Genomic DNA, 20,283 nt, shown 5'->3' with positions numbered 1-20,283 from the left:
TTGCGGTCAAGCCGCCTGGCAGGCGTCGAAACTCTTCTTCAGCCGCTCGGCATCCAACTCGCGGCCGATGAACACCAGCCGGCTCTCATGTTTCTCGCCATCCTTCCAGGCGCGCTGGTGGTCGCCTTCGATGATCATGTGCACGCCCTGGATGACATAGCGCTCGTCATCGCCCTTCAAGGCAATGATGCCCTTCAGCCGCAGGATGTTGGGGCCTTCCATCTGGGTGATCTTCTCGATCCACGGGAAGAATTTCTTCGGGTCCATCTCGCCGCCGCGCAGCGACACCGACTGCACCGTCACATCATGGATGTCGGAAGGATGCGCATGATGGTGATGATCATGCCCGTCATGGTCGTGATGATCGTGGTCATGATGATCGTGATCGTCATGCGCCTCGAGGAAATGCGGATCGTTTTCCAGCGCCCGCGACAGGTCGAAGGCGCCGCGGTCGAGCACTTCCGACAAGGCAACACCGGCACGCGTCGTGCGGTGGATCCTGGCCGCTGGATTGATGGCGCGGATCGTCGCCTCGACCTTGGCGAGCTCTTCTGGGGTGACGAGATCGGTCTTGTTGAGCACGACGACGTCGGCGAAGGCGATCTGGTCCTCGGCTTCCTTGGAATCCTTGAGCCTGAGCGGCAGGTGCTTGGCGTCGACCAGCGCCACAACCGCATCGAGCCTGGTCTTGGAGCGCACGTCGTCGTCCATGAAGAAGGTCTGCGCCACCGGCACCGGATCGGCGAGACCTGTGGTTTCGACCACGATGGCGTCGAAGCGGCCGGGCCGGCGCATCAGGCCTTCGACGACGCGGATCAGGTCGCCACGCACCGTGCAGCAGACGCAGCCATTGTTCATCTCGTAGATTTCCTCGTCGGATTCCACGATCAGGTCGTTGTCGATGCCGATTTCGCCGAACTCATTGACGATGACCGCGTAACGCTTGCCGTGATTCTCCGACAGGATACGGTTGAGCAGCGTCGTCTTGCCGGCGCCGAGATAGCCGGTGAGAACGGTTACGGGGATCTGCGTCTGTGCGTCGCTCATGGTTGCCTCGAAAATGACCGGGCCTTGAAAATCCAGGCCGCGAAAAGGGATTGTCGGCTCCATATAGGATGTGTGCCGGGCTTTTGCACGAGGCAAACCAATGGTCCAAAGCGGCCGGTTTGGCTTGTCTTGTGGTTATTGTCGGCGGGAAGGGTCGCCTCTTCGGCGACGAGACTATAAAGAGAGTGTGTTGTCCGGATCTGCCGATCGTCAGACCGCGCCTGCGTCGCGGCCGCTATGAATCCGGTGCTCCCGAAACTCGTTTGTCATCTAACTGAAATAAACATCTGGCATCACCACGGCGGACACCGCAATGCTTGCCGGCAAAGCTGTTTGGAACGCCGGAATCTTTTCGATCGTCGATTGCCAACCGGCCGGCTGCGTCTATGCTGCACGCACCGGTACGGCCGAAGAGGGATCACCATGGCCAAGGCGGACAAGACTGCAACAATGAGCCGGCTGCATTCGGCGGCCAGGCTGGCAAGAACCGCGCTGGCGGCCAGGCTTCTGGCGCACGGCTTCTATGCTGGCCAGGACCAGATCATGCTGGCGCTCGACCGCGAGGACGGCCAGACGCCGGGCAACCTTGCCGGTCGCCTCGGCGTGCGCCCGCCGACCATCACCAAGACCATCAATCGGCTGCAGGCGCAGGGTTTTCTGGAAAAGCGCGCCTCCGAGTCCGATGCCCGCCAGGCGCACATCTTCCTCACCGAGACCGGCCGTGACACCATCCGCGCCATCGAGAAGTCGGTGAAGAAGACCGAAAAGCAGGCGCTGAAGGGCCTCGACAAGAAAGACCAGAAGGCGCTTTTCAAGCTGCTCGCCCGCATCGAGGCCAACCTCTCCAACGAGGAACTGGCGCTGATCGACGACGACGCCGAGTCGGACGACTGATTGCAACGATCAGGCCGCTGCCGGGGCCGAGTCCCGGATCAGCGACGACCAGCGTCCCGGCGTCATGCCGAACGCCTTCTTGAATTGCCTGTTGAAATGGCTCTGGTCGGTGAAGCCCGCTTCGACCGCGATCTGCGCCAGCGGTTCGCCGGCCGTGATCATCCGCCGCGCACGCTGAAGCCGGCGCATCACCAGGAAACGATGCGGGCTGGTCGAGAACGCGGCGCGAAAATGTCGTGACAAGGCATAGCGGTCGAGCCCAGTGATGGCTTCCAGTTCGCCGGAGCGCACAGGACGCGTTGCGTTCTCTGTCAGATAGTCCCGCGCCAGCGCCGCCGCCCGCCATGCCGTCCTGGCCATCGGCTTTGCCGGCTGGCCGGCATGCTGCGTCAGGCTCTGTATCAGCTGCGCCAGGAAGTCGTCGACGAACAGTTCGTCGAGTTCATGCTGCAGCGGCCCTAGCGCTGAAAGCAGCGTGGTGCAGAAAGCGTCGTCCCTCACCACGGCATCCCTGACAAAGGGCAGCGATGCGCCGCCAAGGCAGTCCAGCATCAGCGAGGGTTCGAGATAGAGCATCCTGTAGCGCAAACCGTCCTCGGTGCCGGCGCCGCCATCATGCAATTCATCGGGATGCAGCACGATGATCTGGCCGGGCAGGCTTAGCCGCGTCGCGCCGCGATAGCGAAAGGTCTGCACGCCCTGCAGCGTCACCCCGATCGCATAGGTATCGTGGCGATGCAGATCGAAGGCGCTGCCGTGGAAGCGCGCCTCGATACGCTCCATACCCGCGGGGTCGGGAGCCGAGATGATGCAGTTTTCCGCCGCGTCTGCGCACAAACGTCCAAGACCCTCGAAGGCCTGGCTGCCTAGATAGTGCGACATCGTCTCCTTCAGCCCCGACATCGGGGCACAACCTCGAATGGTCCATTTTCTCATGTTCGATACGAAATTTGCAATCGTCCTGCGGGAAGATCTGCCCGTCTGGCAGAAGCTCAACGTCACCGCCTTCCTGACCAGCGGCATCGTCGCGCGGTTTCCCGACATCATCGGCGAGCCCTATCGCGACCGATCAGGCAATCTCTACAATCCGCTGTCGATCCAGCCGGTCATCGTACTCTCGGCCGACCAGGCGACGCTCGCCACGATCCACCGGCGCGCGCTGGAACGCGACGTGACGACTTCGCTCTATGTCGAGGAGATGTTCTCGACCGGCATCGATGCCGCCAACCGGGCCGTCTTCGCCGAGTTCGCGCCCGAAGACGCCAAGGTGGTCGGCATCGCGCTGCGCACTGACAAGAAGCTCGTCGACAAGATCACCAAGGGCGCCCGCATGCATCCATAGGGATCAATCGGCTGTATGTTGCCGGTCGAGAAAGGCGGCATACAGCGCCGCCAACAATGCCAGTGCCGCCGATATCAGCATCGTGACGAACAGCGCAGGGATCGAATCTGCCAGGAACAGGCCGGCGATGGAGGCTATGAGAGCCCCACCACCGATCCGCATTGCGGCGGACAGTCCTGCGGCCGTGCCAACCAGATCCGGTCGCACCGACAAGGCGCCGCTGTTGGCGGCAGGCATGGTCAATCCATTACCGATGCCGATGAACAGGCAAGGTCCAAAGAAGGCCAGGACGTGAGTGATGCCAAAGCTTGACAGGACCAGACCGGCCGACAGGCCGGCGCAGGTTAGGAGGCGCGCAAAAACAAGTATGGCGCCGAGCGAGGTCTTCGAGGCGTAACGCCCGGCCAGATAGCTGCCGAGAATGAAGCCGGTGGGGACCAGTCCCATGTAAAGGCCGAGCTTTGCGCTTGATCCATCGAGCGCGTCACCGACGACCAACGGGGCGCCGCCCAGAAAGACATAAAGCACGCCCATCGAGGCGGCCATGCACAGTGTGTAGGCCCAAAACCGCGCCGAACTCAGGAGCAGCCTGTAGGAGTGAGCGTAATTCCTGTGTGACCTCGACACCGGGGTTCTTTTGATCTCGCGCATCGATAGGGCGAGGGCGGCTGTACCAAGGATCGCGAAGACAACGAAGCTTGACCGCCATCCGAACAGTTCGTCCAGTGACCCGCCAAACAGAGGACCGACCATGGGCGCGAGCGCCCACCCCATGGCGAGATAGCCAAATTTGCTGGCGGTTTCGCGCTCATCCGATGTCTCCTTGATGATGACCAGAGCGACGGAATAGCAGGGGCCAATGCACGCCTGCATCGCGCGAAACACAAGGAAGATGCCGATATTGGGCGCCAAAGCGCTGCCAATGGACGCAATGATGAAGGTCGAGAGAGATATCAGGACGACCGGCCTGCGCCCAAATCGGTCCGATAGTGCGCCTCCGATGGCCTCGATGACAGCGGTGATGATCGCAAAGCCGGCAACCGACAGATTGACCAATGCGAAATCGGCTTGGAACGTTGCGGCAATGTTCGGCAGCGACGGCAAAATCATGTTCACCGGCAACACGGCAAGAGCCGAAAGCAGGATAAGGGTGATCAGTCGGGGTGGAGCAGCGGGTTCAGAGACTATCGCTCTCCGTGATATGTCTGTGCCCGGACTCCGGATGGGGGTATCGCTCGCCATGATCTCGCTCGCCTTGTCGGTGGGATTGAAGTGAGGGTTCTGACGGGGCGGCGGCACAAATTCCGGGCATAAAAAAGGCCCCGTCAGGAGCCTGCTTACCGCGCATGGGTGCTTCCGCCGGATGGTTACACCATCCTGCCCATGCGCTCCCTTACGACGATCAAAGTTTTTGCGATCATGGCGTCAGAGCTAGGCGGAAAGCCGCATGTCGTCAAGGCAGCATGCTTTCGACGTCGATCGACAACAGAGACAGTGCGTGTAGCCTGTCCCCACGCTCGGCCCGAGCGGGGGAGCGGTTTGGGCCACCACATGCTAGACGGACGGGGGCTGGCTAAGCCTGCCGACGCGTCTTGTTGTGCCAGGCGCTTTTGGCTTGCCGGCAAGCGACAATTCCCGCAAAGGTGGGGTTCAGCCCAGCTCTTCCCCCGGCCTGCAAGTGAATGCTTCCCAAAAATATCTAGAAAGCGCGACGCCGCCCGTGGCGATCTTGTGCATGCTTTCCACCTATGTCTGCTTCACCTTCCTCGACACCTCAAGCAAATATCTTGTCCTTGCCGGCGTTTCCGCGCTGATCGTCGCCTGGGTGCGCTTTGCCGTGCATGTCGTGCTCGTTGGTACGCTGCTGCGCGGCTGGCGCCAACCGATGCGATTTCGTCCGGTCAACCTGCCGGCGCATGTGCTGCGCGGCCTGTGCCTGTTCGGCTCGACCATGTGCAACATTCTGGCCCTGCGCTCCCTGCAACTGGCCGAGACGACATCGATCTATTTCTTCGGGCCGATGGTGATCACTGCGCTTGCCGGCCCGCTGCTCGGCGAATGGGCCGGTTGGCGGCGTTGGCTGGCCATTCTGGCTGCTTTCGCTGGGGTTCTGATCATCACAAGGCCAGGTGTCGGCGTTTTCGGCATCGGCCATCTCTTCGCGCTCGGCTCGATGCTGTCGAACAGCTTCTATGTCATCATGACGCGCCGCATGTCGGCGACCGAGACCTCGGAAAGCCTGATCCTGTTTTCGGCGCTGGCGCCGGCGGTGCTGCTTTTGCCCATGCTGCCGTTTTCCTTCTCGCTGCCGCATGATGGCTGGCACTGGTTCGTGCTGCTCATGCTCGGCGTCTTCGGCGGTGTCGGACACTGGCTGCTGGTCCAGGCCTACCGGCTGGCGACGACCACGGCATTGGCGCCCTATCCCTATTCGCAGATGGTGTGGATGATCATTTCCGGCTTGATCGTCTTCAACCAGTTCCCCGACCGCTGGACGCTGGTCGGCGCCGCCATCATCGTTGCCAGTGGCCTCTATATCGTCCATCGCGAGCACCGTCTTCGGCTGCAGAGCCGCGCGGCCTCCGATGTCGAGGCTGAGGCGCTGGCAAAAAAACTTTGATTTGCCCCCGATCGGTGGCATAACGCCGCCTTTAAACAGTTTAGGTCGGAATTCAGGTCGTTCGGGGAGCGCAAAGCGCTGGCACAAAAAATCAAGCTTTCGACGATCGCCGATGCACTCGGCGTGTCCACGGCCACCGTGTCGCTGGCGCTGCGCGACAGCCCGCTGGTTGCGGGCTCGACGCGCGACCGCATCAAGGAACATGCGCGCGCCATCGGCTACATCTACAACCGCCGTGCCGCCAGCCTGCGCACCTCGCGCTCGGGCATTGTCGGCGTTGTCGTCCACGACATCATGAACCCGTTCTTCGCCGAGATACTGCGTTCGATCGAGAGCGAGCTCGACCGCAGCCGTCAGACCTTCATCCTGTCCAACCACTACGATCAGCTCGAAAAGCAGCGCACCTTCATCGATACGCTGCTGCAGCTCGGCGCCGACGGCGTCATCATGTCGCCGGCCATCGGCACTCCGGCTTCCGACATCCTGATGGCCGAGGAGAACGGCCTGCCGGCAGTGCTGATCGCCCGCACCGTCGAGGGCGCCGACGTGCCGGTGTTTCGTGGCGACGATTCTTATGGAACAGGCCTTGCCACCAACCATCTGATCTCGCTTGGCCACAAGCGCATCGCCATGATCGGCGGCACCGACCAGACCTCGACCGGCCGTGACCGCTATCAGGGCTATGTCAACGCCATGGAGGCGGCCGGGCTGGAGGTCAGGCCGTCCTGGCGCATCGCCGGCCCGCGCACCAAGCAGGCGGGCTTCGAGGCCGCCGGGCAGTTCCTGGCGCTGAAGGACAAGCCGACCGCCGCCTGCTGCTGGAACGATCTCGTCGCCATCGGCCTGATGAATGGTATTGCGCGCGCCGGCCTGGTACCGGGCATCGACATCTCCGTCACCGGCTATGACGATCTCGAGGAGGCGGCGATCGCCACGCCGGCGCTGACCACCGTCTGGAACGGCCAGCGCGAGGTTGGCCGCCGCGCTGCCAGCGCGCTGCTCGACAAGCTCAACGGGCAGACGGTGCGGCCCTCGCAGGAACTGATCAAGCCGGAACTGCATGTGCGCCAGTCGACCGGCAAGCCGGTGGAGCGTGCATGACCAAGGCCGAACAGCTGCAAGCCGTCGCCATTCTGGTGCCGGCGGACTTCAGCGACCATGCCGTCAGGCGTATCGACCGGACCTTCAACCAGGTCAGGATCGAACGCGCCGATCCGGTGCTGGTCACCGACGAGATGCGCCGCACGGTGCGCGGCATTGCCTCCTTTGCCGGCATCAGCGCCGCGATGATGGATGCCTTGCCCAATCTCGAACTCATCGCCTCCTTCGGCGTCGGTTATGACTCTGTCGATGTCGGCCATGCGGCAGCGAAGAACATCATGGTCACCAACACGCCCGACGTGCTGACCGAGGAGGTCGCCGACACCGCGATCGGGCTGCTGATCAACACGATCCGTGACCTGCCACGTGCGGAAAACTGGCTGCGCGACGGCAGCTGGCTGCGCAAGGGCAACTATTCGCTGAGCCGGCTGACCTTGCGCGCGCGCCGTGTCGGGATTTTCGGCATGGGTCGTATCGGGCAAGCCATTGCCCGGCGGCTTGAGGCGTTCGGCCTGTCGGTCGCCTACCACAACCGGCGCCGTGTTGAAGGCCTTTCCTATCAATACCACCCGACGCTGAAGGGCCTTGCCGAAGCGGTCGATACGCTGATTTCGGTGGCGCCTGGTGGGGCTTCGACGCAGAAGGCGGTCAATGCCGAGATCCTGTCGGCGCTTGGCGCCAACGGCGTCTTCGTCAATATCGGCCGCGGCAGCACGGTCGATGAGGCAGCACTGGCGGCGGCGCTTGCCGACGGCACCATCGCCGCCGCGGGGCTCGATGTCTTCGCCGACGAACCGAACGTGCCCAGGGCGTTGCTCGATGCGCCCAACACGTCGCTGTTGCCGCATGTCGGCTCGGCTTCGGAGCATACACGCCGGGCCATGGCTGATCTCTGCGTCGACAATCTGGTGTCATGGTTCACAGACCGCCGACCCCTGACACCGGTGCCGGAGACGGTGCATGTGAAAGCGCCCGGCTGAGTGGCATGTTGCCACATTTATTAACGTCAGCTTAACCCTTTGAAATCATTCTTCATCCTGCCCCGCTTGCATGGATGAAGAACGATGAAAGTGCTTTCCGCATTGGTCACCGCCGCCGCCCTGTTTGGCGGCGTTCAGCTGTTTCATGACGGCAATGGGGAAAGCGTCGCCAATGAAGCCGCGCCGTCCAACACCTACAGGCTGGTCGCCAATGGCGATGAGGCAGCCTGCGCGGTCAGCCGCGGGGCCGAAATTTCGGATGGCTTATCCCAGCTTACCGTCGCTCCGACATGCCGTCGTCTGCTGGCTGGCATAGAACGGGCAAAGTTTTGGCGTGAACAGAATGACGGCACCGTCGCCTTCAGCGCCAACGGCGTCGATCCGATTGTCACCTTCAGCGTTGCCGACGGAGATGGCTACGAGTCTTACGCCCCGGCCACACCCTTGCTGTCATTGGCGAGCGATCAGGACTGACGACTGACTATTCCGCGGCAGCCCGCGAGCCAGCCTTTGCCACCGCATGCAGGCGCACCGCATCGCCGAAGGCGCGGAAAATCTTGGCCGAGTTGCTGTCCGATTTGACCCAGTATTCCGGATGCCACTGGACGCCGACGGCAAAGGCGCGGGCTCCCTTGACCGAAACCGCTTCGACCGTGCCGTCAGCAGCAACGGCCTCGATCTCGAGCTTCGAGCCCAGCCGGTCGATCGCCTGGCGATGCAAGGAATTGACCTTGATGTCACCGGCGCCGAACACGCCGGCAAGGCAACTGCCCGCTTTGATCGAAATGGTCTGGTGGATGGCGAAGCGTTCGTCCTGTTTGTCGCTCACCGGTGCGCGGTGGTCCAGCGAACCCTCGCGCTCCTGAATCTCGGTGCCCAGCGTGCCGCCGAGCGCGACGTTCAGCTCCTGGATGCCACGGCAGATGGCGAGCAGCGGCACGCCGCGCTCGATCGCCCGGCGAATCAGCGGCAGCGTGGTGGCGTCACGCGCCGGGTCGTAAGGACCGTTGGCTTCGCTGGCATCACCACCATAGAGCGAGGGATGCACGTTGGATTTCGAGCCGGTGACCATGACGCCGTCGACAGAAGACAAAAGTTCGTCGAAGTCGAGCCTGTCGCCGAACGATGGCACCAAAAGCGGGAACACGCCAGCGCCGGTAATCGCTGCTTGCAGATATTGCTGCGGGGCGGCATGCCAGGTGTAGTTGTCGAACTGACGGGTGTCGGTCGATACGGCGACGAGCGGTTGGTGCATTTTGGGTCTGGTTTCCATCGGGCAAGGGATGTTCTGCCTTCAAAATAGGCGATCCGGACGTCTTTTTCCATGCCAAGTTTCAGCGTGTCGCATAGTCCACGAAATCCCTTGTTAGACTATAGTTGCAGGGTCGCATGGCTTGGTTACCAAATCTGGCCGCCGTGCTGGACTAGACCTCTTGCCCGTGTATTGTTTGGGCCAACCGATGCGGGAAGCCGAGGATTTCCCGAAAATCGGTCTGTTGATCCAAAAGGGAGGAATTGCATGGATCGTCGTTCATTCATTCGCAAGGCCGGCGTGACCGGTGTCGGTGCCGCCGCCGCAGCGGCAACGCTCGCCGCTCCGGCAATCGCCCAGTCCAACCCCAAGGTGACATGGCGGCTGGCGTCGTCCTTCCCTAAATCGCTCGACACCATCTATGGCGGCGCCGAAGTGTTCTCCAAGATGCTGTCGGAAGCCACCGACGGCAATTTCCAGGTCCAGGTCTTTGCCGCCGGCGAACTCGTGCCCGGCCTGCAGGCCGCGGACGCCACCACGGCCGGCACGGTCGAGGCCTGCCATACGGTGGCATATTATTACTGGGGCAAGGACCCGACATGGGCGCTCGGCGCGGCGGTTCCCTTTTCGCTCAACGCGCGCGGCATGAATGCCTGGCATTACCATGGCGGCGGCATTGATCTGTTCAACGAGTTTCTTGCCACACAGGGCCTTTTCGGCCTGCCGGGCGGCAACACCGGCGTGCAGATGGGCGGCTGGTTCCGCAAGGAGATCAATACGGTCGCCGATCTCTCGGGCCTCAAGATGCGCATTGGCGGCTTTGCCGGCAAGGTGGTGCAGAAGCTCGGCGTCGTGCCGCAGCAGATCGCCGGCGGCGACATCTATCCGGCGCTGGAAAAAGGCACGATCGACGCCGCCGAATGGGTTGGCCCCTATGACGACGAGAAGCTCGGCTTTTACAAGGTCGCGCCCTATTACTACTATCCCGGCTGGTGGGAAGGTGGCCCGACCGTCCATTTGATGTTCAACAAGGCGAAATACGAAGAGCTTTCGCCGGCTTACAAATCGCTGCTGCGCACCGCCGCGCAGGCTGCCGATGCCGACATGCTGCAGAAATACGATTATGTGAATCCCGCGGCGGTGAAGCGCCTGGTCGCCGGCGGCGCCAAACTGCGTCCGTTCAGCCAGGACATCATGGCCGCCTGCTTCGAGAAGGCCAACGAGGTCTATGCCGAGATGGAGGCCTCCAACGCGCCGTTCAAGAAGATCTGGGAATCGATCAAGGGCTTCCGCAAGGAGCACTATCTCTGGGCACAGGTGGCCGAGTACAATTACGACACCTTCATGATGGTGCAGCAGCGCAACGGCAAGCTGTAGAACTGGTTGAAGAGGGTTCGCGCCGGCTAACAACCGAAGTCTGCACGGCCCCTCATCCGCCTGCCGACACCTTCGAATAGTGACGGGGAGAAGGGAACTGCCATCCTCAACCCCGTCCTGGAACCACCAGCACCTTGACCTCGCCGGGCGTCGGCGGATTGGCGATGACATCAGCCGCCTCTTCGAGTGGCACCTGCCTGGAGATCAGCCGGTCGATCTCGATCGCGCCCGACGCGATAAGCTCGGCGGCGCGGCGATGCGTGTAGGGATTGAGGAACGAGCCAACCACCTTCAATTCCCTAAACAACAGGTCGAAGGGCTCGAATTCTGCCTTCACGCCTTGCGGTGTCACGCCGACGATAACGACTGTGCCGCCGGCCCTTGCCAGCTGCATCGACTGCTCGACAGTCGCGCGCACGCCGGCGCATTCGAACACCACGTCGGCGCCGCCCGGCATCAAGCCTGCCGGTCCGGCGATGGCGTCGATGACATCGGCGGCGGTGGGATCGACCGTCACGGTAGCGCCGAGCGCTTCTGCAAGCGTGCGCCGCGAAGCCTGCCTGGTCGACAGGATGATGGCGGTGGCGCCGGCCAGCCGCGCCAGCTGTACGGTGAGCAGGCCGATTACGCCGCCGCCAAGCACGACCACCGAACTGCCCGGCCTGATCTCGGCCAGATCCACGCCATGCAGGCAGCAGCCAAGCGGCTCGCAGAATGCACCATGCGTCGGCGGTAGATCGGCGGGCAGGATGAAGGCCTGCTTGTGCGGCAGAGCGACATAGTCCGCAAAACCGCCATCGCGATGGATGCCGATGGCATTGAGATTGCGGCAGAGATTGACCCGGCCGGCATGGCAATGCGGACATCGCCCGCAGGCGATGTTGGGATCGCCGGTGACACGGTCGCCGACGGCAAAGCCGGAGACGGCGTTGCCGATCGCCTCGATGATGCCCGAAAACTCATGCCCGGGCGTCACTGGCGGTCGGCAGGGGAATTCACCATGGAAAAGGTGGCGGTCGGTGCCGCAGACGCCGCAGGCCTCGATCCGGACCAGAATCTCGTCCGGGCCGGGGACAGGTTTGTCAACCTCGCGCAGCGCGATGCTGCCCACCGCCTCCAGCCGCACTGCTTTCATGGCATTGCCCCCATCAGTTGAAGCTCGGCGGCTGCGACAGGTCCGGTGTCGGTGTCGCCGGCTTGGCCGGCGGCGCATCCCCGAAACTCGGCGGTTGCGACAGGTCCGGCGTGCCGGGCGCTGCCGGTGCGGCACCGCCATTGGCAGGAGCTGTGCCACCAACCGGCGGAGTGCCGAGCGGCGACAGGCCGGGCACTTCCGGCACCTTGTAGTCGATCGTGCCCGGATCGATCACTGTGCCCTTATAGCGCATCACCATTTGCGGGAATGTGATGGTCAGTCCGATCATCACCACCTGGATCAGGACGAAAGGCACCGCGCCCCAATAGATCTGCCCGGTCGTCACAGGCGCGATCTGCTTGCCCGTAAGGCGGTCGAGATAGGGCACGCGGGCGGCGACCGAGCGCAGGTAGAACAGCGCGAAGCCGAAGGGTGGATGCATGAAGCTGGTCTGCATGTTGACGCCGAGCAGCACGCCGAACCAGATCAGGTCGATGCCGAGCTTGTCGGCCGCCGGCGCCAGCAGCGGCACGATGATGAAGGCCAGTTCGAAGAAGTCGAGGAAGAAGGCCAGGAAGAAGACGAGGATGTTGACGCCGATCAGGAAGCCGACTTCGCCGCCCGGCAGCGAGGTCAAAAGGTGCTCGACCCAGATCTGGCCGTTGACGCCGTAGAAGGTGAGCGAGAACACCCGCGCGCCGATCAGGATGAACAGCACGAAGGACGACAGCCGTGTCGTCGAGGCCAGTGCCTGCTTGATCACGTCCAGCGACAGCCGGCCCTTTGCCGCGGCCATTGCCAGTGCGCCGACCGCGCCCATGGCGCCGCCTTCCGTTGGCGTGGCGATGCCGAGGAAGATGGTGCCCAGCACCAGGAAGATCAGCGCCAGCGGCGGGATCAGCACGATCACCACCTGCTGCGCCAGCCGCGACATCATGTTGATATTCAGCCTCCTGTCGGCAATCGCGACGACATAGATCAGGATCACGCCGACGCAGGCGCCGAGAATGTCCGCATTGTCGCCATGCGCCGGTGCCAGGTAGCGGTACGCGGCATAGGAAATGGCCACCGACACCACCAGCGCCACCAGCAGCGAAATCACACCATGGCCGAGCGTGCGCGCTTCGAGCGGCAGCGCCGGCACCATTTTGGGCCGGAAGATCGAGACGATGAGAATGTAAAACGCATAGAGCCCGGTCAGGACCAGGCCGGGGATCAGCGCGCCGGCATACATGTCGCCGACCGAGCGGCCGAGCTGGTCGGCGAGCACGATCAGCACCAGCGAAGGCGGGATGATCTGGGCGAGCGTACCCGAGGCGGCGATGACGCCGGACGCCAGCCGGCGGTCATACCCATAGCGCAGCATGATCGGCAGCGAGATCAATCCCATGGCGATGACCGATGCCGCCACCACGCCGGTGGTAGCGGCCAGCAATGCGCCGACGAAGATCACGGCATAGGCGAGGCCGCCACGGATCGGCCCGAACAGCTGGCCGATCGTGTCGAGCAGGTCCTCGGCCATGCCCGATCGTTCGAGCACGATGCCCATGAAGGTGAAGAACGGAATGGCCAGCAGCGTGTCGTTCGACATCACCCGGCTGCCGTAGAAATTGTCCGGAAGCGCATAGAGCAGCGGCCATGCGAGGTTGATCGCACCGCCCGAATAGGGCGTCAAAAGCACGCCGATAAAGAAGAACATCAATCCGTTCGCGGCCAGAGAGAAGGCGACGGGATAGCCGATCAGCATGAACAGGATCAGCGAGGCGAACATGATCGGCGCCATGTTCTGGGCAATGAATTCCATCACGAGCGCACCTCGTCGGCGAGCGCCTTGGCTTCGAGTTCAGCCTGTTCGTGCACGGAAATGAAGGGGTTGGGATCGTCCATGACGCCCCGCATGATGGCGATCTTCTTGATGATCTCGGAAATGCCCTGCAGTGCCAGAAGGAAAAACCCGACCAGCAGGATGGCCTTGGCCGGCCAGACGATCAGCCCGCCGGAATTGTTGGACATCTCGCCACTGCGGATCGACAGCGACACATAGGGGACGAAATAGATGACCATCAGCGTCACGAACGGCATCAGGAACAGAATGTGGCCGAGAAGGTCGATCCAATGCTGCACGCGACGTGAAAACATACCGTAGACGATGTCGATGCGGATATGCTCGTTCTGCTTCAGCGTGTAGGCGGCCGCCAGCATGAAGGCGGCGCCGAACAGGTACCATTGCAGCTCCAGCCACGCATTCGACGAAATATCGAAGATCTTGCGGATGATGGCATTGGCGGCGCTCACCAGGATCGCCAGCAGGATCAGCCAGGATACCGATTTGCCGATGAATTCGTTGAGGCGGTCGATACCCCGCGACAGAGCGAGCGGCCCTTCCATGCAGTCCTCCCTTGTACCGGAGGCGCGCCGGCTCCCCCTGCCGTCACGCCGCTTGGTCCAACGGTATGCCGCGCGTGGACTGACGGGTCAACAAGGATGGGAGCAACAAAACAGCATCAAATAAAAGCGGAGGCCGGAGACTGGCGGTCTGCCCCGGCGTCATGCAACCAAAGTCTGAGGGGTTCAGACGACCTTGCCGGTGTCGCGGCCGGCGCCGATCAGGATCAGCATGGCCACCAGGAACAGGTACATCCAGGCATCGCGCCATTCGACCGGGAAATAGCCGGCCCACAGTGATTCGGCCATGCCGAAGGCGGCCGCGCCCAGGGCCGCCCGTGGTGGCGAGAGATAGCCGCCGACCGCCGTCACGAACAGAATCTTCAGACCGTAGACGAGGCCGGAACCAAAGCTGACATTGCCATAGTAGAGGCTGGCCATGACACCGGCCAGGGCGGCGCAGAAGCCACCGAGCAGCACGGCATGCCGGAACACGCGGCGTACATCGACGCCGCACAGCGCCGCGGCTCGAGGGTCGTCGGAGACAGCGCGCCAGGATCGGCCGAAGTTCGAGCGGGCAAACCCCCGGGTGGCGAGTGCGATTGCCGCCAGCACCACCGCGCAGTCCAGCACCTGGATCAGTGTCAGCGTCGCTTTGAAGCCGGCGCCTTCAGCGAAGACGATGGGCTGGGCAAGCATTGGCGGCAGCCACAGATCATGGGTATCGGCGGCGATGCGGCTTGATTCCGACAGGACGATCAGGATGCCCAGCGTCGTCACCACGATGGCATTGGGCGTACGGTCGGCCAACGGTTCGAAGACGCTGCGCGACAGGACGTGGCTGATCAGCGCGGCATAGAGCAATGCCGCGACGACGCCGAACAGCACCGATGCCAACAGCGTCAGCCACAGCACCTGGTAGCCGAAGGCGACGCTCAGGATCATGACCTGGCCGCAGAAGGCGAACAGCGCGCCATAGGCGAGGTTGGTGCGGTGCAGGATGCCGTTGGTCAGCACGTAGCCGAAGGCGAGCAACGCATAGAGCGCGCCCGAATGCAGCCCGTTCAGCACCTGCTGGAAGAAGTAGAGCATGCAAAACCCCAGGAGCATGTCGATCAAAACAGCGCGGCGGCTTTGGGACAACGACATGCGCAAGACAAAGGCTGCGGTGACCGCGCCCATGTGAAGGTTTGCATTGCTGAATCTAACTTGTCAAATGCGATTTATCGGTTAGATTTCTGGCATGACGGTATCCTGGATCCCACACCGCTTCACCGGCGGCATGCTTGCGCTCGACACGGCCAACACCGTCGTGCTGCGCGGCGATCCGGAGAAAACATTCGACCGCTTCGATGATCCGGCCGAGATTGCCTGCTTCGCCGATGCGGCCAGCGGCTTTCGCGCCGCCGAGCTTGGCGACAGGCGGCTGGCGGTATCCTCGCCCACGGCGATCGCGCCCGTCGTGCTGTCGATCCGCGAGACGACCGACCGGCTGTTTCGCGGCGCGGTATCGAAAGGTGCGGTCGCCACCGCTGACCTGCCTGAGTTCCTGCGCGCCTGCGCCGAGGGCCTGGCCGGCAGCCGGACCGAGATCGGTGCGGCGGGAAGGCCGTTCGGGAACCCTGCGACCCCGATCGCCTTTGAGGCGGCGCTGGCGGTTTCGGCCCTGTCGCTGCTGCGCGACGATACCGTCGCAAGGCTCAGGATCTGTCCCAACTGCACTTGGCTGTTCGTCGACAGGAGCCGCAATTCCAGCCGCCTTTGGTGCGACATGGCGGTGTGCGGCAACCGTCAGAAGGCAAGTCGTCACTATCGCCGCCGCCGCTTGGCGGCCAATGAGGTCAAAGATGCTTAAGAGGTTTTCCCGTTCGATCGTTGTCGGCGCGGCATTGATTGCTGCCGCTGCGCTCGGCGCCTGCCGCGACACCGGCAAGGAAAGCGAAGGCAGGCTGTTCGAAATCTCCGGCAAGATATTCGTCTTCAACTACCGTCTCGCCAGGGCAACCTATGTCGTGACATTGCGGCCCCTGCAGCCGATGGGCGAGGGCCAGGTCGCGGTCGCCAGCTTCCAGGATCCCGCCGGCGGCGCGCCGCTGGTGGTCGAGCAGAAGGTCTGGCCGAAGCTCGACAAGGTGACCCTGGAAAGCCCGGCGCTCACCTGCGTCGTCAAGAACAAGCCTTATGCGATCGCCATCAGCATCAAGGGCTCCGACGGTGCGGTCCTGCAGAAGATCGACACCACATTGATGTCGACGGAGGATCAGTCGGTGCTGCCCGACCGGCCGCTGGTCATCGACCAACTCTATACGGCTAACCCCGACCTGGTCGGCCATCCCGACGGCAAGCTGCCGGATGAGCCGAAGCCGGATTGCTCGAAAGCCATCTAGGCGCAGCGGCAACTGTTGAAATTTTCGTGCGTCGGGCAACGTCCGCGGGTCGGTTTCGTAGCGGTTCGGGATGGCTGCGGACTGTTCGTTTCGCGTTGCCTGGCGCCTGCGATTTTGTTTGACCTGCCTTGCAAGGGGAGAAAGGATGCGTCATCCGACTCCGAGGTTGGCTGCCTGCCCCCGCGCGGCCTCCGCAGAGGAAATGCCTGATGACGCTGCATGATGTCGCGCTCGACGACAAGTTCGACCTCGGAAAGGAGCGCATCTTCCTGTCCGGCGCGCAGGCGGTCATCCGCATGCTCCTGATGCAGCGCGAGCGCGACCGCCGTGCCGGGCTGAACACGGCCGGTTTCGTCTCCGGCTATCGCGGCTCGCCGCTCGGCGGCCTCGACATGCAGCTGTGGAAGGCGAAGAAGCAGCTCGCCGGAGCCGACATCGTCTTCCAGCCCGGCCTCAACGAGGAGCTTGCCGCCACTGCCTGCTGGGGGTCGCAGCAGACGGAACTGCTGGGCGAGGGCACCCATGACGGTGTCTTTTCGGTCTGGTACGGCAAGGGGCCGGGCGTCGATCGTTCAGGCGATGTGTTCCGCCACGCCAATCTCGCCGGCTCGTCCAAGCATGGCGGTGTGCTCGCGCTGATGGGTGACGACCATATGGCCGAATCCTCGACCAACGCACATGCCACCGAATTCCTGTTCGTCGACACCATGGTGCCGATCCTCAATCCGGCCGGCGTCCAGGAGATCATCGACTACGGCCTCTACGGCTTTGCCATGTCGCGTTTCGCCGGCACCTGGGCGGCGATCAAATGCGTCAAGGACAACATCGAATCGACGGCCTCGGTCGATGCCTCGCTCGAACGGCTCAACATCGTCGTGCCAGAGTTCGACATGCCGCCGGGCGGCCTCAACATCCGCCACGAGATCGACATGCTGGGCCAGGAGGAGCGGCTGCATGAGCACAAGCGCGCCGCAGCCTCCGCCTTCATCCATGCCAACGGGCTGAACCATATTGTCTATTCCGGCGGCCGCAGCCCGAAGCTCGGCATCATCACCCTGGGCAAGAGCTACCTCGATGTCCGCCAGGCGCTGGAGGATATCGGCATCGACGAGGCCGCCGCCAACCGCATCGGCGTGCGGCTGTTCAAGGTCGGCTGCCCCTGGCCGCTCGACCTGCATCACATCGCCGACTTTGCCCGCGGCCTCGACACCATCGTCGTCGTCGAGGAGAAACGCTCGCTGATCGAGGTGCAGTTGCGCGAAAGCCTCTACGGCACCGCCACGCAGCCGGTCATCCTCGGCAAGAAGGACGAGCGCGGCGACTGGCTATTCCCCGCCAAGGGCGCGCTCGACCCCAACGAGATCGCCATTGCCCTTGGCGAGAGGATCGTCAAAACCATCGGTCCGTCAGAGGAGATTTCGGCGCGGGTGGGCAAGCTGCGCCAGTTTCAGGCGATGCTGGCGGATGCCACCGACATCGGTTCGCGCACGCCCTTCTTCTGTTCCGGCTGCCCGCACAATTCCTCGACCAAGGTGCCGGATGGCTCGATCGCCGCCGCCGGCATCGGCTGCCATTTCATGGCGCTTTGGATGGACCGCAACACGCTGAGCTTCACCGCCATGGGCGGCGAGGGCGCGCAATGGGTCGGCCAGGCGCCGTTCTCGAAGCGCGGCCACATCTTCCAGAATCTGGGTGACGGCACCTACAACCATTCCGGTACGCTGGCGATCCGCTTCGCCCTGTCGAGCGATGCCAACATCACCTACAAGATCCTCTACAACGATGCCGTGGCGATGACCGGCGGCCAGCCGCATGAGGGCGGCCTGACGGTGGACATGATCGCCAGGCAGGTGCGCGCCGAGGGTGTGGACCGCATCGCCATCGTCACCGACGAACCGGGCAAATATGCCGGCAAGGCCGAATTCCCGTCCGGCGCCACCATCCACCACCGCGACGACCTCGATCTCGTCCAGCGCGAGCTGCGCGACGTCAAGGGCGTATCGGTCCTGCTCTACGACCAGACCTGTGCCGCCGAAAAACGCCGGCGCCGCAAGCGCGGCACCTTTCCCGATCCCGACAAGCGCGTCTTCATCAACGAACTGGTCTGCGAAGGCTGCGGCGATTGCGGCGTGCAGTCGAACTGCGTCTCCATCCAGCCGGTCGAGACCGAATTCGGCCGCAAGCGCAAGATCGACCAGTCGAGCTGCAACAAGGATTTCTCCTGCGTCAACGGCTTCTGCCCGTCCTTCGTTACCGTGCACGGCGCCAAGATCCGCAAGGCTGAACGTCTGGCCGGCAAGACCGATCCGCTCGATGGCGTGCCGACGCCTGCCGAATTCCCGCTGGGCACTGAGGGTTGGGCGGCGATCATCGACGGTGTCGGCGGCACCGGCGTCGTCACCGTCGGCGCCGTGCTCGGCATGGCGGCCCATCTCGAGGACAAGGGCTGCGGCATGATCGACATGGCCGGCCTTGCCCAGAAGGGCGGCTCAGTGTTCACCCATGTCCGCATTGCCCGCACGCCGGACGACATCCATGCCATCCGTGTTTCGGCGGGGAAGGCCGATCTCGTGCTTGGCTGCGATCTCGTCGTCTCGGGCGCCAAGAAGGTGCTGACGGCGGTGCGCGAGGGCCACACCATCTTCCTCGCCAACACCGCCGAGATCATGCCCGGCGAGTTTGCCCGCTCAGCGGATTTCTCGTTGCCGATCGAACGCCTGAAGAAAGCGATCCGCACCGCCGCCGGCGACGACAAGGCGCATTTCTTCGACGCCACCCGCACCGCCACCGCGCTGTTCGGCAATTCGCTCGGCGCCAACATGTTCATGCTCGGCTTTGCGTTCCAGCATGGCGGTCTGCCGTTGTCGGCGGAAGCCGTTGAAAAAGCTATCGAATTGAACGGCGAAGCGGTGGCGATGAACATCGCCGCCTTCCGTTGGGGCCGCCGTGCGGCGCACCAGCCGGATTTCGTGCGCGGCCTCGTCGCCCAGCCGGGCAAGGCGGGACAAACCGCCCCGGTCGCGCAGACGCTGGACGAGATCATTGCCCGCCGTGTCGCCTTCCTGACCGCCTATCAGAACGCCGCCTACGGCAAGCGCTATGCCGACAGGCTGGCGCTGCTGCGCGCCGCGGAAGCGAAGGCCGTGCCCGGCTCGACCGCCGTGACCGAGGCGGCGGCCAGGAGCCTGTTCAAGCTGATGGCGATCAAGGATGAATACGAGGTGGCGCGGCTCTACACCGACGGCTCCTTCGCCGCCGAGCTTGGAAAGCAGTTCCAGAGCTACGAGAAACTCGAATTCCATCTCGCGCCGCCGATCATGGGACGTCGCGGCAATGACGGAAGCCCGAGGAAATCGAGCTTCGGACCCTGGATGATGAAGGGTTTTCGCCTGCTGGCAGCGCTGAAAGGCCTGCGCGGCAGCGCTTTCGACCTGTTCGGCTACACCGCCGAACGGCGCATGGAACGGCAGCTTTTGGCACAATATGAAGGCGATCTTGAGCTCGTCACCCAGTCGCTGGCACCGGGTAAGGCTGATGCGGCGGTCGCGCTCGTCTCGGTCCCCGCGCTCATCCGTGGTTATGGCCATGTCCGGCAGGCCAGTGCTGAAAAGGCCGCGGGCGAGCGCTCCCGGTTGCTCCAGCGCCTCGCAAACGCACCTGCGGGATCGGCACTTCAGGCCGCCGAGTGAAGGCCTTGTTTACCTGAAGCTCGATTTCCCGGCCGGTCCTGCCTTTGCGCGCCGTCGGCAACCGAGCCGAAACC

General features: G+C 63.3%; 18 protein-coding genes. 10 read left to right on the top strand and 8 right to left on the bottom strand.

All coding sequences use genetic code 11. The features are described 5' to 3' along the window. Positions 1 to 6: 6 nt before the first annotated feature. Positions 7 to 1,047 carry a GTP-binding protein gene (locus HGP13_RS01650; RefSeq protein WP_172220605.1) on the bottom strand — a complete coding sequence of 347 codons (1,041 nt, stop codon included), beginning with the start codon at positions 1,045 to 1,047 and terminating at the stop codon, positions 7 to 9. A 423-nt stretch (positions 1,048 to 1,470) separates the two neighbouring features. Between HGP13_RS01650 and HGP13_RS01645 the strand changes: the two genes are divergently transcribed. Further along, on the top strand, positions 1,471 to 1,941 hold the full coding sequence (locus tag HGP13_RS01645; protein WP_032925820.1) for a MarR family winged helix-turn-helix transcriptional regulator: 471 nt from the start codon (positions 1,471 to 1,473) through the stop codon (positions 1,939 to 1,941). A gap of 9 nt (positions 1,942 to 1,950) precedes the next feature. On the opposite strand, the gene HGP13_RS01640 is transcribed toward HGP13_RS01645, so the two are convergent. Continuing rightward, a complete protein-coding gene (locus HGP13_RS01640; protein WP_172220603.1) occupies positions 1,951 to 2,823 on the bottom strand; it encodes an AraC family transcriptional regulator in 873 nt (290 codons plus the stop codon). 52 nt (positions 2,824 to 2,875) lie between these two features. Here HGP13_RS01640 and HGP13_RS01635 point away from each other — a divergent pair, with 52 nt between their 5' ends. Continuing rightward, positions 2,876 to 3,283, top strand: coding sequence for a DUF2000 family protein (locus HGP13_RS01635; RefSeq protein ID WP_172234585.1), 408 nt, complete (start codon positions 2,876 to 2,878; stop codon positions 3,281 to 3,283). A 3-nt stretch (positions 3,284 to 3,286) separates the two neighbouring features. Here the strand turns inward: HGP13_RS01635 and HGP13_RS01630 are convergent, their stop codons facing one another. Further along, complete coding sequence (locus HGP13_RS01630) at positions 3,287 to 4,525, bottom strand: multidrug effflux MFS transporter (protein WP_172220601.1); 1,239 nt, start codon at positions 4,523 to 4,525, stop codon at positions 3,287 to 3,289. Positions 4,526 to 5,018: 493 nt separating this feature from the next. Here HGP13_RS01630 and HGP13_RS01625 point away from each other — a divergent pair, with 493 nt between their 5' ends. The 4 genes from HGP13_RS01625 (at position 5,019) to HGP13_RS01610 (ending at position 8,458) form a co-directional block, all read left to right on the top strand. Continuing rightward, entirely contained in the window at positions 5,019 to 5,903 is an 885-nt protein-coding gene (locus HGP13_RS01625; protein WP_172220599.1) for a DMT family transporter, read from the top strand. A gap of 78 nt (positions 5,904 to 5,981) precedes the next feature. Then, positions 5,982 to 7,004: a LacI family DNA-binding transcriptional regulator gene (locus HGP13_RS01620; protein ID WP_081850252.1), complete on the top strand. Its 1,023-nt coding sequence runs from the start codon at positions 5,982 to 5,984 to the stop codon at positions 7,002 to 7,004. Further along, positions 7,001 to 7,984 carry a 2-hydroxyacid dehydrogenase gene (locus HGP13_RS01615; RefSeq protein WP_172220596.1) on the top strand — a complete coding sequence of 328 codons (984 nt, stop codon included), beginning with the start codon at positions 7,001 to 7,003 and terminating at the stop codon, positions 7,982 to 7,984. The genes HGP13_RS01620 and HGP13_RS01615 overlap by 4 nt, the downstream gene beginning before the upstream one ends. 84 nt (positions 7,985 to 8,068) lie before the next feature. Then, positions 8,069 to 8,458, top strand: coding sequence for a hypothetical protein (locus tag HGP13_RS01610; protein WP_172220593.1), 390 nt, complete (start codon positions 8,069 to 8,071; stop codon positions 8,456 to 8,458). A gap of 7 nt (positions 8,459 to 8,465) precedes the next feature. Here HGP13_RS01610 and HGP13_RS01605 read toward each other — a convergent pair whose 3' ends face one another. Beyond that, complete coding sequence (locus HGP13_RS01605; RefSeq protein ID WP_172220590.1) at positions 8,466 to 9,239, bottom strand: gamma-glutamyl-gamma-aminobutyrate hydrolase family protein; 774 nt, start codon at positions 9,237 to 9,239, stop codon at positions 8,466 to 8,468. Positions 9,240 to 9,503: 264 nt separating this feature from the next. On the opposite strand from HGP13_RS01605, the gene HGP13_RS01600 reads away from it, so the two are divergent. Then, positions 9,504 to 10,613 carry a TRAP transporter substrate-binding protein gene (locus HGP13_RS01600; RefSeq protein ID WP_172220587.1) on the top strand — a complete coding sequence of 370 codons (1,110 nt, stop codon included), beginning with the start codon at positions 9,504 to 9,506 and terminating at the stop codon, positions 10,611 to 10,613. A 106-nt stretch (positions 10,614 to 10,719) separates the two neighbouring features. Here the strand turns inward: HGP13_RS01600 and HGP13_RS01595 are convergent, their stop codons facing one another. From HGP13_RS01595 to HGP13_RS01580, 4 genes are all read right to left on the bottom strand, one after another. Beyond that, a complete protein-coding gene (locus HGP13_RS01595) occupies positions 10,720 to 11,748 on the bottom strand; it encodes a zinc-dependent alcohol dehydrogenase family protein (protein WP_172220584.1) in 1,029 nt (342 codons plus the stop codon). Between the two features lie 13 nt (positions 11,749 to 11,761). Beyond that, positions 11,762 to 13,555: a TRAP transporter large permease subunit gene (locus HGP13_RS01590; protein ID WP_172220581.1), complete on the bottom strand. Its 1,794-nt coding sequence runs from the start codon at positions 13,553 to 13,555 to the stop codon at positions 11,762 to 11,764. After that, positions 13,552 to 14,136, bottom strand: a complete 585-nt coding sequence (locus HGP13_RS01585) for a TRAP transporter small permease subunit (RefSeq protein WP_172220578.1) — start codon at positions 14,134 to 14,136, stop codon at positions 13,552 to 13,554. Before HGP13_RS01585 ends, HGP13_RS01590 begins: the two co-directional genes overlap by 4 nt. Positions 14,137 to 14,319: 183 nt before the next feature. Continuing rightward, complete coding sequence (locus tag HGP13_RS01580; RefSeq protein ID WP_172220575.1) at positions 14,320 to 15,225, bottom strand: branched-chain amino acid ABC transporter permease; 906 nt, start codon at positions 15,223 to 15,225, stop codon at positions 14,320 to 14,322. Between the two features lie 151 nt (positions 15,226 to 15,376). Here HGP13_RS01580 and HGP13_RS01575 point away from each other — a divergent pair, with 151 nt between their 5' ends. The 3 genes from HGP13_RS01575 (at position 15,377) to HGP13_RS01565 (ending at position 20,209) form a co-directional block, all read left to right on the top strand. Beyond that, entirely contained in the window at positions 15,377 to 15,988 is a 612-nt protein-coding gene (locus HGP13_RS01575) for a CGNR zinc finger domain-containing protein (RefSeq protein WP_172220572.1), read from the top strand. Then, positions 15,981 to 16,520, top strand: a complete 540-nt coding sequence (locus HGP13_RS01570) for a hypothetical protein (RefSeq protein WP_172220569.1) — start codon at positions 15,981 to 15,983, stop codon at positions 16,518 to 16,520. The genes HGP13_RS01575 and HGP13_RS01570 overlap by 8 nt, the downstream gene beginning before the upstream one ends. Positions 16,521 to 16,729: 209 nt before the next feature. Beyond that, entirely contained in the window at positions 16,730 to 20,209 is a 3,480-nt protein-coding gene (locus HGP13_RS01565) for an indolepyruvate ferredoxin oxidoreductase family protein (RefSeq protein ID WP_172220565.1), read from the top strand. Positions 20,210 to 20,283: the final 74 nt, after the last annotated feature.

Origin of the sequence: Mesorhizobium sp. NZP2077 (assembly GCF_013170805.1) — a bacterium.
Lineage (GTDB): Bacteria > Pseudomonadota > Alphaproteobacteria > Rhizobiales > Rhizobiaceae > Mesorhizobium.
The sequence above is the reverse complement of the archived record's forward strand: the minus strand, read 5'-3'. Positions and strand labels throughout refer to the sequence as shown.

Excerpts from the sequence above, each read along its gene's own strand:
- HGP13_RS01650 (WP_172220605.1), bottom strand. The coding sequence starts at position 1,047 with ATGAGCGACGCACAGACGCAGATCCCCGTAACCGTTCTCACCGGCTAT.
- HGP13_RS01645 (WP_032925820.1), top strand. The coding sequence starts at position 1,471 with ATGGCCAAGGCGGACAAGACTGCAACAATGAGCCGGCTGCATTCGGCG.
- HGP13_RS01640 (WP_172220603.1), bottom strand. The coding sequence starts at position 2,823 with ATGTCGCACTATCTAGGCAGCCAGGCCTTCGAGGGTCTTGGACGTTTG.
- HGP13_RS01635 (WP_172234585.1), top strand. The coding sequence starts at position 2,876 with ATGTTCGATACGAAATTTGCAATCGTCCTGCGGGAAGATCTGCCCGTC.
- HGP13_RS01630 (WP_172220601.1), bottom strand. The coding sequence starts at position 4,525 with ATGGCGAGCGATACCCCCATCCGGAGTCCGGGCACAGACATATCACGG.
- HGP13_RS01625 (WP_172220599.1), top strand. The coding sequence starts at position 5,019 with ATGCTTTCCACCTATGTCTGCTTCACCTTCCTCGACACCTCAAGCAAA.
- HGP13_RS01615 (WP_172220596.1), top strand. The coding sequence starts at position 7,001 with ATGACCAAGGCCGAACAGCTGCAAGCCGTCGCCATTCTGGTGCCGGCG.
- HGP13_RS01610 (WP_172220593.1), top strand. The coding sequence starts at position 8,069 with ATGAAAGTGCTTTCCGCATTGGTCACCGCCGCCGCCCTGTTTGGCGGC.
- HGP13_RS01605 (WP_172220590.1), bottom strand. The coding sequence starts at position 9,239 with ATGCACCAACCGCTCGTCGCCGTATCGACCGACACCCGTCAGTTCGAC.
- HGP13_RS01600 (WP_172220587.1), top strand. The coding sequence starts at position 9,504 with ATGGATCGTCGTTCATTCATTCGCAAGGCCGGCGTGACCGGTGTCGGT.
- HGP13_RS01595 (WP_172220584.1), bottom strand. The coding sequence starts at position 11,748 with ATGAAAGCAGTGCGGCTGGAGGCGGTGGGCAGCATCGCGCTGCGCGAG.
- HGP13_RS01585 (WP_172220578.1), bottom strand. The coding sequence starts at position 14,136 with ATGGAAGGGCCGCTCGCTCTGTCGCGGGGTATCGACCGCCTCAACGAA.
- HGP13_RS01580 (WP_172220575.1), bottom strand. The coding sequence starts at position 15,225 with ATGCTCTACTTCTTCCAGCAGGTGCTGAACGGGCTGCATTCGGGCGCG.
- HGP13_RS01575 (WP_172220572.1), top strand. The coding sequence starts at position 15,377 with ATGACGGTATCCTGGATCCCACACCGCTTCACCGGCGGCATGCTTGCG.
- HGP13_RS01570 (WP_172220569.1), top strand. The coding sequence starts at position 15,981 with ATGCTTAAGAGGTTTTCCCGTTCGATCGTTGTCGGCGCGGCATTGATT.
- HGP13_RS01565 (WP_172220565.1), top strand. The coding sequence starts at position 16,730 with ATGACGCTGCATGATGTCGCGCTCGACGACAAGTTCGACCTCGGAAAG.